Source organism: Teichococcus aestuarii (genome assembly GCF_042651065.1).
In the GTDB taxonomy this organism is placed as follows: domain Bacteria; phylum Pseudomonadota; class Alphaproteobacteria; order Acetobacterales; family Acetobacteraceae; genus Pseudoroseomonas; species Pseudoroseomonas aestuarii.
Genome location: NZ_JBHSCH010000047.1, coordinates 52,329 through 62,390 on the forward strand (window position 1 = coordinate 52,329; position 10,062 = coordinate 62,390).

Here is a 10,062-nt window from a genome sequence, read left to right on the forward strand (position 1 = left end):
CGAGGCGGATACCTTTACGGGACCGGGCGGGCTGGGTTCTGCAGGTGGACGGCTCGCAGGCGCAGCGCGTTGCCGATCACCGACACCGAGCTCAGCGCCATGGCCAGGGCCGCGACGATGGGGCTGAGCAGGAGACCAAGGAACGGGTAGAGCACGCCTGCGGCAAGCGGCACGCCCAGCGCGTTGTAGACAAAGGCCAGGAACAGGTTCTGTCGGATGTTCGGCTCCAGGATCTCGTCCGGGTATTCGTGGCGCAGCTGGTCCAGGGAAAAGCCCCGCGCCGCCTCTAGGACCCGCAGCGTGCTGTCCAGCGCCTCGAGATGCTTGGCAAAGAGCCGCGCCATGGCGGCCGGGCGTTTCAGGTGGCGCTCGTCATTCGGCTCGGCCTGCTGGCCCAGCGCGTCCACGGTGCAGCCCAGCCGGATGGCGGAGAGCAGGTCGGCCAGGGGCTGGCGCCGCCGGTGGTGGTAGCGGACGTCGTTCCAGGCCAGCAGCGCGGCGCCGCCGCCCGCGCGCCGGATGGCGTCGTCCAGCCAGGCCATGCGCTCCTGATCGCGGCCATCCAGGTAGACGGCGGCGGCGCAGAACAGGGGCAGCGCCAGCTGCCCGCGCAACTGACCGGCGAGCGCTGTAAACTTGTCAACAAAGGCTGGATCGACCGTTCGTGGCGGGATGGCGGCGAGGCACCAATCCTGGGCGTGCTCGACCATCTCGTCGCGGCGGATCTGGCATTCGCCTTTCGGCGAGCGCATGCGCCCGCGTGACAAAAGGCTGGTCAGCCGCCCGTAACTGGCGCGGTCCGTCGGCCAGGCCAGAAAGGCGGCGCCGTCGTCCAGGACCAGCCGCGTGCCGACCACATAGGGCAGTCCGGCCTCCTTGGCCGCGACATACCCGCGCACCACCCCGGCCAGGCTGTTGCTGTCGCAGATGCCGAGGCCTGCATGCCCCAGCGCCCTGGCGGTCAGCACCAGCTCCGCCGGGTGCGAGGCGCCGTCCAGCAGGGAAAAGTTCGACCGGGCACCCAGTTCGGCATAGGCGGGCGGCATGGCTCAGGCGAGCTCGCCATGCAGGAACCAGCGGGCTTCGGCACCGGGCTCTAACAGGCGGCACACCCACAGTCGCGGTCCCTCGGCCGTCTGCAGGCGGTAATAGTCGCGCCGCGGCCGGTGGCCATCCTCGCCCCACCATTCGGGCGTGAGGCGCTCGGGGCCGATGGCCGCCAGCACCCGGTAGAGACGACCGGCGTGGCGCAGCTGCACCGGCCGCCCGTCCGGCGCCGCGGTGGTCACGGCCACCAGGAGCGGCACACGCAGCAGCCGGATCGGACGGATGGCGCGGCCCCACGCCGCCGGGACGCCAGGATCGGCGTAAGGATCCGCGGGTGCCACCGCGTATTCGGGCCAGTGGCTCAGCAGCGGTGCCTGGCGGGCGATGGCGATGCGATGCCCGGCGCGGTCCAGCAGCTCGGCCAAAGCGGCGGGCTGCGGGGCGGCGCCATCGCCGCTGCGGCTCAGCAGAGCCTGGGCGCGGCTGACCGGCTCCGTCTCGGCGGCCTCCAGCACCATGCGCTCGAAGCCCAGATCCGGTTCCAGCTGGCCCAGCACTTCGGCGAACAGCCGGGCCAAATGCCGGGGAGCGTGTGAGGCGGCACCGGTGCCGATCGCCACTTCCTGCACCACCCGGTCGACCCGGAACCCCCGCAGCACCAGGCGGCGGGCGCCCTGACCGGCCTGCTCCAGCGCCCGGCACAGCGCCTCCAGCAGCGTTTCCAGCACCCGATCGATGGCCGGGCGGGTGACAATGGGTTCGAGCAGATTGCGGCAGGCCACAAAGAGCGGCGGTGGCCGCACCGGCTGGATGGAGCGCGGCCTTGTGCCCAGGGCGTCGTCGAGGGCGTCCAGCAAGGGGCGGCCAAAGCGGCGCGCCAGCGGCCCGCGTGGCTGGCGCAGCAGGTCGCCGATCCGCTGCAGCCCCAGCCGGGCCAGGCCCTGGACCATCTCCGGCGGCAGGCGCAGCGCCGTCAGCGGCAGCGGGATCAGCGCGGCCGGCTCGTCGCCTGAGGGCAGCACCAGCGGCCGGGGCGCGCTGCGCGCCAGCGCCGCGGCGCAGCCGGGCGTGCCGGCGATGGCGCCCTGGGCGCGATAGCCGCCCACCCGGAAGCTTTCGAGCACGGTGGCCAGCAAGGATTCCTCGCCGCCGAACAGGTTCTCGACGCCGGTGGTGTCCAGCAGCAGGCTGTCGGCGCCATCCACCGCCGCCAGCGGCGTGAAGCGCAGCGCCCACAGCGCCAGGCGCTCGAGCAGGGCCGCGTCGGCCTCGGCGTCGGCCTCCGCGAAGACGGCGTCGGGCCGGATGGCCTGGGCATCGGCCAGTGCCTGGCCGGGATGCAGGCCCGGGGCATCGGTCGCGAACAGGCAGCGGCGGTTGCCGATGCTGGCCCAGACGGCGACGGGCCGTCCGGCCCAGCCCGGGTGCTGGCGGCGCAGGCGGTCCACCGGCAGGGAGGGCAGGCTCAGCGCGAGATAGCGGCGGCTCATGCGGGGCGGGCGAGGGGCGCCCCGTCGACCTCCAACTGTCCCGCCGCCCAGCGGGCCTGCCAGGAGGCCGGGCGCCCGGCGCGGCAGCGCAGCAGCTCCAGCTGCCAGCGCGGCCGGGCCGCCGCGTCCGGCAGCGAGCCGACGCGCCAGCGGGTCACCGCACTGGAGGGGCCATGCCCGGCGGCGTTGCGGAGCAGCAGGCCGATGCGCGGCGAGCCTTCGGCGGCCAGCTGCAGGCGGCGGGTGGCGGTCATGTCGAGCCGGTCGAGTTCCAGCACGGCGCCGCCGAGCGCCGGGCAACGCAGGGCCTTCTCCATGGTCCACAACCCGTCCGCGGCGGTCTTGTAGTGGGCGATGAGCAGGCGGTCCGGCCCGAGGCCCAGCGCGACCGAGCCCGGCGCCCAGACGCTGTCCGGCCGGGGCGCGATCCACAGGATGGGACCCTCGGTCCGGGCCAGCACCAGGGCGCAGAAGGCGAGGCCCGCCCCGGCATCGGTGGCCTGGACTTCGTGCAGCGCGCCGCGCGCCAGGCCACCGCCGGGCAGGTGCTCATCGATGAGGGGCGACAGGGAAAGGGCTGGCTGCGCGTGTCCCGGTCCGCCGCGCTCGATCCTGGCGAGCCTGGCCCGGAGATCGCGCAGCCTGGCGTCCGGGGCCGGCATGGGGGCTACCCTGCGCTGTGCAGCGGGACCGGAGGCCGCTTGAGCACCAGGAAGCCCGCGCGCTCCAGATGCTTCACCAAATGCTCGGCGGCGAGGCTGGCCACCAGCTGGCCGCCGGAGGGGCGCGGCTTGCCGCGCTCGTCATAGCGCAGCGCATAGGCCAGGGCGTCGGCCACCTCCTCCGCAGAGGCGACGGACAGGCCGGACGGCAGGGGAACAGGGGCGGGCAGGGCAGGGTGCTCGGGCATGAGCGTGACGCTAGGTGAGACTCGAAGAACGAATCAAGAACAAAGAGGTAGTTGACAGCGTGAGCGCAGCCGAAGTGGCGCGGCTAGAGAGATGGCCGGCACCGTCCCTGTCTAGCCAGACGGTGGGACGTTCAACGCCTCATGGCGTTGTCCTCTCAAGATGATGGAGCCACGCCGCTGTGTGTAATCTTTACGCCATGACCTCGAGCCAGCAGGCGATTCGCGCGCTGATGCAGGTGATGGAAGACTGCGCCGGCAACCTGCCGCCCTTGCCCGCCATCTACCCGGACATGTTGGCGCCGGTAGTGCGTCAGGCGGAGAGTGGCGGGCGGGAACTGGCCATGCTGCGCTGGGGCATGCCAGGTCCGGCGCAGTTCGGCGGGCATCCTGTCACCAACATCCGCAACACGCGCAGTCCGCATTGGCGCCGCTGGCTGGGTCCGGCGCATCGCTGCCTGGTGCCGGTTACCGCCTTCTGCGAGTGGCAGGACACCAGGCCCGGGAAGACGCCGGTGTGGTTCGCCCTCCATGAGCAGCGGCCGCTCTTTGCCTTTGCCGGGATCTGGACCCGCTGGACCGGCATCCGCGGCACCAAGGCCAACCCGGTGGAGGGCGAGCACCAGCTTTATGGTTTCCTGACCACCGAAGCCAATGGCGTGGTCGGGCCGATCCACCCCAAGGCCATGCCGGTGTTGCTGACGAGCCCGGACGAAATGGACAACTGGCTGGAAGCGCCGTGGGAGATTGCGCGGGAGCTGCAGCGGCCATTGCCGGACGGGCAGATGCGGATCGTGGCCAAGGGCAAGCGGCAGGATGAGGAGGGACAATAAGCTTGGTTCCGGTTTCCCGCGCTTTCTTCGCTCGTCCCGCCGCCGGCGTGGCGCGGAATCTGATCGGGGCCACCCTGCTGGTGGAGGGGATCGGGGGCTTGATCGTTGAAACGGAAGTCTATGATCATGAGGACCCGGCATCGCACAGTTACGCCGGACGGACCGCGCGCAATGCCTCGATGTTCGGCCCTCCAGGCCATGCCTATGTTTATCGGTCCTATGGGCTGCACTGGTGCCTGAACTTCGTTTGTGGCACCGAGCCGCTTGGCAGCGCGGTGCTCATCCGGGCCTTGCAGCCTACAGCAGGCATCGAGGTGATGCAGCGGCGGCGCGGCGTCACAGCGCCGAAGCTGCTCTGCGCTGGCCCGGGCCGCCTGAGTCAGGCTCTCGGCGTCACAGGCGCTCTGGATGGCCATCCGCTGGACAAAGCGCCCTTCCTGATCCTCGCTGGACATCAGGAAGTGCGGGTCATCAGCGGGCCACGCATCGGCATCTCGCGCGCGACCGGGACGCCTTGGCGCTTCGGCCTGCGCGGATCCGCCTTCCTCAGCCGACGTTTCCCTGGGCTGACCTGATGATCGCGGCGGCCACTGCGCCTGTCGGATCATCTCCGTTGTCCATACCGGCCCCCTTCGAGGCGGGAGGCGAGGCATCACTCAACCCGCAGCCGCTGCCGCCCTCAACCGGAAGCTTGGTCATGTGTTGCTGTTGAAGTGCAGGAGGAAGACCCGATGGGCACCACCCAGACCAGTCCAGAAGCAACCGGCTTTGCCGAGTTTGATCATACGGCCCAGCAGATATCCGCCCAGGCTTCGGGCAACATGAGGCGCGCGCCTGGATCGCCGCGACTTACGGCATCGGCCGTGGCCAATATTCACCAACATCCCTTTACCAGCCTCCTGGCGGCTGGTGCTGTCGGCTGGTTGCTGGGCCTGCTAGCGGGTCGCCGGCGATAAAGTATCCTGCGACCGCGCAGCGCTGACTGGGTCCTTCTCCCGCAGCCCGGCACCTGCCGCCCGTGGCCAGAGTTGAGGCCGGGTGCCGCCGCTTTACGGCAGCGGCACCTGGCCGGCGCTCACTGAAGGTGGCGGGCAAGGTGCTTGTTCATCTCGAACATGGTCACCTTGTCCTTGCCAAACACCGCACGCAGCTTGTCGTCAGCCAGGATCTCGCGGCGATCATCCGGGTTCTGCAGATTGCCTGCCTTGATGTATTCCCAAACCTTGCTGACCACTTCGCCACGAGTGAGCTTTCCATCGCCCACAACCGCAGCAAGATCGGGCGACGGCTGAAGAGGCTGCTGAAGGGCGTTTGGCTTCTTCTTGGCAGGAGCTTTCGTGGACTTGCCCTCAGCTTTCTCGGATGCGGCAGCCTTCCCGGCTTTGGCGGGTTTCTTGTCGATGGCTTTGACGGGCATTTCCACACTCCACTGCAAGATCATTCAGGATGTCTGTGGTGCCAGGACTGATCCATCACGCGAGCCGTGGCAGCCAAAAACTTCTCCACTGATTAGCACTCTAAACTCCCGGAGGCACCGGCGACGACGAGGTCCACATGTCCGGGCTGGACACTAAGGGCTTCGGCAACACCGCTTAACGGCACGCCGCGCAAGTGCCTGGGCTACCGAACCCCTCACGAGGCATTTCAGACCGCTCTCTCCTCCACCCAAAACACTAGGTGAAGCTCAACGCTCAGCCCGTCACACTTCAGATGGAAGTCGTCACGGTTCGAGTCTGATTTACAGCCCTGAGCCGACCTCGCCCTGTTCTGGTGCGATGCTGGTCCCGCGCGCCACAACATCCTTCCCCACTGGCCGCCCCACCGGGACCGACCAACCGGCAATGGTACGCGCAAAACGGCGCGCCTGGGCATTGCTGTCGAGACCCGGGAAGCGTCGTCGCAACTCAACAGCGGCCGCCAACTCACCACCTTCCTGCAAGGCGGTGCGTATGGCGACGGCGTCAGCGTCAGAGACCAGGAACATGGCTACAAAGGTGCTCTCCACGAACGCGGCATGGCAAGCTGATTTCGGAATGGAATGATCGCCAGATGAGCAGCGTTCCGCATCGAGCAATGCCCAAATGGCCGCTGCTGCTGCGACCGCGTTAGGGAAGCTGCGACGCCGAGAGCGGACCGCTTTCCTGCCTTAGAACCCCTTCTCAGCCGAAGCGATCAGACCGATGGCCCGGACCGGCACACCGCGCTCGCGGACCTTGGTGCAGAGCCGCTCGTCGGCGGTGATGAAGTCGCTTCCGATCGACTGCGCCAAAGCGAGGTAGAGGCAGTCATAAGCAGGATGGTCCAGGGCGACCGCCAGTCGGGTTGCCGATTCCAGCAAGGGCCGCATCGGCGCCAAGTCTATCTCGGCCCGCTCCAGCAACCGGGCGGCGAGCAGTGCCTCAGCCTCGCTCAACTCCTTTCGCCGCACCTTCTTCCAAAGGATATTAGCACATTCCGGCACCAGCAGATCGGGCGCGGCGAGCTGGTATCGCCGCAGTGCCAATGCCTCGGCTGTGCCCGGCTCCTCGATCACCCATTTGATGGCGATGCTGGCGTCGACCACAAGGGCCTTCACCGCTCGTCCCGTCCCTCGCGCTGCAGGACCTCGGCAGGGGTATGGCGGCGCCCTGCCGTCAGCTTGCGCAGATCGGCGGCGATCTGCTCGAAGTCGCTCCCAGCCTCACCTTCGAGGATCTGCCGGAGAATATCACGCACCTCAGCCTCGGCGGACCGCCCATGGCGTGCGGCGCGGCGCTTCAGGCGAATGATCAGTTCATCGTCGAGGTTGCGGATACTCAGATTGCCGGGCACGGTACAAGCTCCTTTCTGCTAGCAATGCTAGCATTTTCTCCCCGTTTCACAAGCGGCGACAGGCTTCCGCCACGGCCTTGAAGTGGCGATCCGAAGCCGGTCGAGCATCATAACGTCCAGGAGCCGAACCGCCGTTGCGCAAGCTGGCGGCCTTTCTGCCGCGCGGCTGCGGCAAGGCCGTGCAAGGTGCGATCGAGGTGCAGGTCACCGGCCCGATGCCGCTGCACCATGCGCCGAAGGTACCCTGCCGGGTTGCGGACGTGTCCCGCAGCCTGCTTGGCGGCGATGGTGCCGATGGCCACGGCTGCACCGTTCATCCCAAAGGCGGCGCAGGCCTGGCCATAGATCTGCGGCGGAATCTGCAGATGGCTCTGCACCACCTTGCACGCCAGCTGGATGTCCTTCCAACTCGGCGACGCCGACGCCACCCAATCGCGATAGGCGGGGATGAGGTGCAACAACACGGTGGGACTCATCGGGAAGCCGCGAAACAGGTCATCGCCCGAGCCGGCTTGGTCGCGGGCCATACGCTGCCCACCGCCACGACGCCGGCTGGCTGCAGCAGCTTCTTCCGGGATCCGTCGCGTCCTCGCTGCAATTGCTTCAGCAATCAAGACTTGGCTTGTAGGTGTATTAGGGGTGCCCCGAAGGGCATCCTGGGGTGCACTCTGCACCGGCTCGACAATGTGTTGAGCTGGCCGGAGGCGGTTCTCGATCTCGTCGTGCAGGCGTTGCAGAAGAGCCTGAATCGAGGCCAGTTCCACCGGATCGGTGATGGCTCTCGCCGGCGCGGCGAGCCTTGTCGCTCGGGCCGCATACTCCTTCCAGTCGGCGCCCGTCAGGTCCTCGGCCATCGCATGATCGATCAGCGAGAGAACCCTGCGTAAGCAGGCACTGCACTCGCCGCGCAATGTTCTGACGTTGCGCCGACGCGCCTCCAGGTCCGCGGCGGCGGCAGCAAATTCGGGCATACGCTCGCCGACCGGACTGAGATCAAAGCCCGAGGCTTGGATGATGCAGCCGGTCCGCGGGTCCCGGTATCCCCAACGCCGGCCCGTGCCGATATCATGGGCGCGAATGAGCCCGAGATCGATCAGCCGCCGGATGCGCTTGCGCACACCGCTCAGTGTCAGTCCGGTGGCCTCCACAAGAGCCTCGTTGGACGGCCAGACATAGCGAGGCCGGCCATCCTGCCAGTCGTCGTTCCAAGAATAGCGGAACAGCAGATCCAGCATGTGCACCACGCAAGGCGCATAGCCCATGGCGGGCGCCGCGGCCTTGAAGGTGGCCAGCACATGGCCGCGTTCCAGAGCATCGAGGCGCCCGGACAATACGGCCACCGCCTGAAGTTGGGCGCAGGTCGTGCGTCGTCGCCCGGTGCGCCGCAGATCGGGCGGCGCGGGTTGATCCAGTGTCATCGGCTCGCTCCTCGCGAGCGCGCTGCCTGATGCCGGCAGGCCGCACACTCCCGTCGTCAAGCGAGACCTCGCTTGACGGGGAACAGGCGCAAACCTAATTTGGGTTCAGCAAATCGTAGCCCAAGCTAGGCTTACCGGGTTCAGAAACGGTCGGTGCTGGCAGGCATCGGCCGTTTTTGCTGTCAGCGCGCCATTATCATCCTCGGAAGGCGGTTGAAGATCGCTGGGCCGTCTCAAACCGGACCCGGCTCCACCAAGATGGGGCGATCGCCTGAGGGTTGTCTAGCCATAACACTGCACAATTTTGCCCTTGTCATGGCGCCGCCGAGGCGGGAAGCTTGCCGCGGCGGCTGAGATAGCCATGCAACGCCGTCATCACCACGGCGGCCCGGGTCACACCGTGCCGGCCTGCCAGATCGTCAACGGCCGCCTTAAGGTCACCGTTGATCCAGAGCGATTTGCGCGCCTTGGCCGATAGAGGAGCCAGGAACAAGAGAGATTCTCCTGTCTCCACACGGCTGAGCAGTTCGCGGAGAGCTTCTTCGTGCAGGTCGCGCGCGTAAAGGCGCTGCTGGCCCGGGCCCTGCTGCTCGTTGCGCTCTTCCACCAGCTGCTGGATGGCGTCGACAACGCCAGAGGGAAGCGGCACGGCCAGCTTGGCCATGTTGGCCGTTCTTTCGGTCAGCGGACGCACCATCCTCGATGTCCAACGGCTTCCGGCACCCGATGGGGCACGACGATTCCGCCACAGGATGCCTGATAACGTTGAAGCAGGCCAGATCACCGGTCGGCGCGGTAGCTGTCGCCGCCAACGCTATCACTGCATGGTCCGAGCCATGATCGCCGATCCTATGGGTCAGATCTGACCAGGCCTCCGATTGCGTTTCATCAGGCGGCCGTGTTGCGACGATGCTCTCCGAGCACAAGTGCGGTGGAGCTGTGGCGGATATTGCAGTGCTGCACTCGGCTCTTCCTCATTCCGCTCAAGATCGAGCGTGTGGACTTTGCAGACGGGCAATATTCCAGCCGCAGAATCGTCGCGATTTCGTTACACGCGTGGGTTGTGTTTTCTGAATCGCCTCGCCAAAAACGGGTTGTCGAGATGGCATCACCCCCATAGTGTCCGCGCTGTCTCCGACAGCTTGGCTTTGCAGAATGGCAAAAACACTTCTTTCATCCTTGTTCGATGCCGTTCTGCAAGCGGAACTCAGCGTCCAGCTCTACAACTCATCTCACCTGTTGCGGATCGATGCCGCGGCGTTTCGCGGCGGCGCGGCGGATCGTCTGCATTCGACAGGTCTGCTTCAGATCGCGTGTAGCCTCGCAGCTGATCCGGGCCGTGCTGCCCCCACCCCTGCCGGATTGCGCTTTCGCGCATCCAGTTCCGCGACCGGGCACTCACCGGCTGAGTTGCCGAGCGGGCCCGAATCATCGGATACCCCTCGGCTGCAGCAGGGGGTCTGTTGATTGCCACTGAGACCTGACCCGGGGTTGCCACGAGGATCTGACCCGGGTTGTGGATGCGGGGTTTTCAGATCTCGTCAGGTCGGCTGTGG

Annotated in this window: 12 protein-coding genes; 2 read left to right on the forward strand and 10 right to left on the reverse strand. The window is 67.3% G+C overall.

Annotated features, from left to right (window positions below; genetic code table 11):
- Positions 1-14: 14 nt before the first annotated feature.
- Genes ACFOY6_RS24395 through ACFOY6_RS16715 form a run of 4 tightly spaced genes read right to left on the reverse strand, consistent with a single transcriptional unit; the run spans position 15 to position 3,447 of the window.
- The gene (locus tag ACFOY6_RS24395; RefSeq protein ID WP_379651697.1) at positions 15-1,046 is read right to left on the reverse strand and encodes a PHP domain-containing protein; all 1,032 of its coding nucleotides are present in this window, start codon (positions 1,044-1,046) and stop codon (positions 15-17) included.
- A gap of 3 nt (positions 1,047-1,049) precedes the next feature.
- Entirely contained in the window at positions 1,050-2,537 is a 1,488-nt protein-coding gene (locus ACFOY6_RS16705) for a Y-family DNA polymerase (RefSeq protein WP_379651698.1), read from the reverse strand.
- On the reverse strand, positions 2,534-3,199 hold the full coding sequence (locus ACFOY6_RS16710; protein ID WP_379651699.1) for an ImuA family protein: 666 nt from the start codon (positions 3,197-3,199) through the stop codon (positions 2,534-2,536). The genes ACFOY6_RS16705 and ACFOY6_RS16710 overlap by 4 nt, the downstream gene beginning before the upstream one ends.
- A gap of 5 nt (positions 3,200-3,204) precedes the next feature.
- The gene (locus tag ACFOY6_RS16715; protein ID WP_379640114.1) at positions 3,205-3,447 is read right to left on the reverse strand and encodes a hypothetical protein; all 243 of its coding nucleotides are present in this window, start codon (positions 3,445-3,447) and stop codon (positions 3,205-3,207) included.
- A gap of 179 nt (positions 3,448-3,626) precedes the next feature.
- Between ACFOY6_RS16715 and ACFOY6_RS16720 the strand changes: the two genes are divergently transcribed.
- Together ACFOY6_RS16720 and ACFOY6_RS16725 are read left to right on the forward strand one after the other, a co-directional pair.
- The gene (locus ACFOY6_RS16720) at positions 3,627-4,277 is read left to right on the forward strand and encodes an SOS response-associated peptidase (protein WP_379651700.1); all 651 of its coding nucleotides are present in this window, start codon (positions 3,627-3,629) and stop codon (positions 4,275-4,277) included.
- A 2-nt stretch (positions 4,278-4,279) separates the two neighbouring features.
- Entirely contained in the window at positions 4,280-4,852 is a 573-nt protein-coding gene (locus ACFOY6_RS16725) for a DNA-3-methyladenine glycosylase (protein WP_379639686.1), read from the forward strand.
- A gap of 500 nt (positions 4,853-5,352) precedes the next feature.
- On the opposite strand, the gene ACFOY6_RS16730 is transcribed toward ACFOY6_RS16725, so the two are convergent.
- The 6 genes from ACFOY6_RS16730 to ACFOY6_RS16755 all read right to left on the reverse strand — a co-directional run bounded on the left by ACFOY6_RS16730 (position 5,353) and on the right by ACFOY6_RS16755 (position 9,203).
- Positions 5,353-5,694 (reverse strand): SWIB/MDM2 domain-containing protein, encoded by a 342-nt coding sequence (locus ACFOY6_RS16730; RefSeq protein WP_379651701.1) that lies wholly within the window; start codon positions 5,692-5,694, stop codon positions 5,353-5,355.
- A 321-nt stretch (positions 5,695-6,015) separates the two neighbouring features.
- Complete coding sequence (locus tag ACFOY6_RS16735; protein WP_379639697.1) at positions 6,016-6,351, reverse strand: hypothetical protein; 336 nt, start codon at positions 6,349-6,351, stop codon at positions 6,016-6,018.
- 72 nt (positions 6,352-6,423) lie between these two features.
- Positions 6,424-6,840, reverse strand: a complete 417-nt coding sequence (locus ACFOY6_RS16740) for a type II toxin-antitoxin system VapC family toxin (RefSeq protein WP_379651702.1) — start codon at positions 6,838-6,840, stop codon at positions 6,424-6,426.
- 8 nt (positions 6,841-6,848) lie between these two features.
- On the reverse strand, positions 6,849-7,088 hold the full coding sequence (locus tag ACFOY6_RS16745; RefSeq protein WP_379639707.1) for a FitA-like ribbon-helix-helix domain-containing protein: 240 nt from the start codon (positions 7,086-7,088) through the stop codon (positions 6,849-6,851).
- Between the two features lie 107 nt (positions 7,089-7,195).
- Complete coding sequence (gene repC, locus ACFOY6_RS16750) at positions 7,196-8,506, reverse strand: plasmid replication protein RepC (protein WP_379639713.1); 1,311 nt, start codon at positions 8,504-8,506, stop codon at positions 7,196-7,198.
- A 313-nt stretch (positions 8,507-8,819) separates the two neighbouring features.
- Positions 8,820-9,203, reverse strand: coding sequence for a hypothetical protein (locus ACFOY6_RS16755; RefSeq protein ID WP_379639717.1), 384 nt, complete (start codon positions 9,201-9,203; stop codon positions 8,820-8,822).
- Positions 9,204-10,062: the final 859 nt, after the last annotated feature.

Coding starts and splice junctions, on each gene's coding strand:
- ACFOY6_RS24395 (WP_379651697.1), bottom strand. CDS start 1,046: ATGCCGCCCGCCTATGCCGAACTGGGTGCCCGGTCGAACTTTTCCCTG.
- ACFOY6_RS16705 (WP_379651698.1), bottom strand. CDS start 2,537: ATGAGCCGCCGCTATCTCGCGCTGAGCCTGCCCTCCCTGCCGGTGGAC.
- ACFOY6_RS16710 (WP_379651699.1), bottom strand. CDS start 3,199: ATGCCGGCCCCGGACGCCAGGCTGCGCGATCTCCGGGCCAGGCTCGCC.
- ACFOY6_RS16715 (WP_379640114.1), bottom strand. CDS start 3,447: ATGCCCGAGCACCCTGCCCTGCCCGCCCCTGTTCCCCTGCCGTCCGGC.
- ACFOY6_RS16730 (WP_379651701.1), bottom strand. CDS start 5,694: ATGCCCGTCAAAGCCATCGACAAGAAACCCGCCAAAGCCGGGAAGGCT.
- repC (WP_379639713.1), bottom strand. CDS start 8,506: ATGACACTGGATCAACCCGCGCCGCCCGATCTGCGGCGCACCGGGCGA.
- ACFOY6_RS16755 (WP_379639717.1), bottom strand. CDS start 9,203: ATGGTGCGTCCGCTGACCGAAAGAACGGCCAACATGGCCAAGCTGGCC.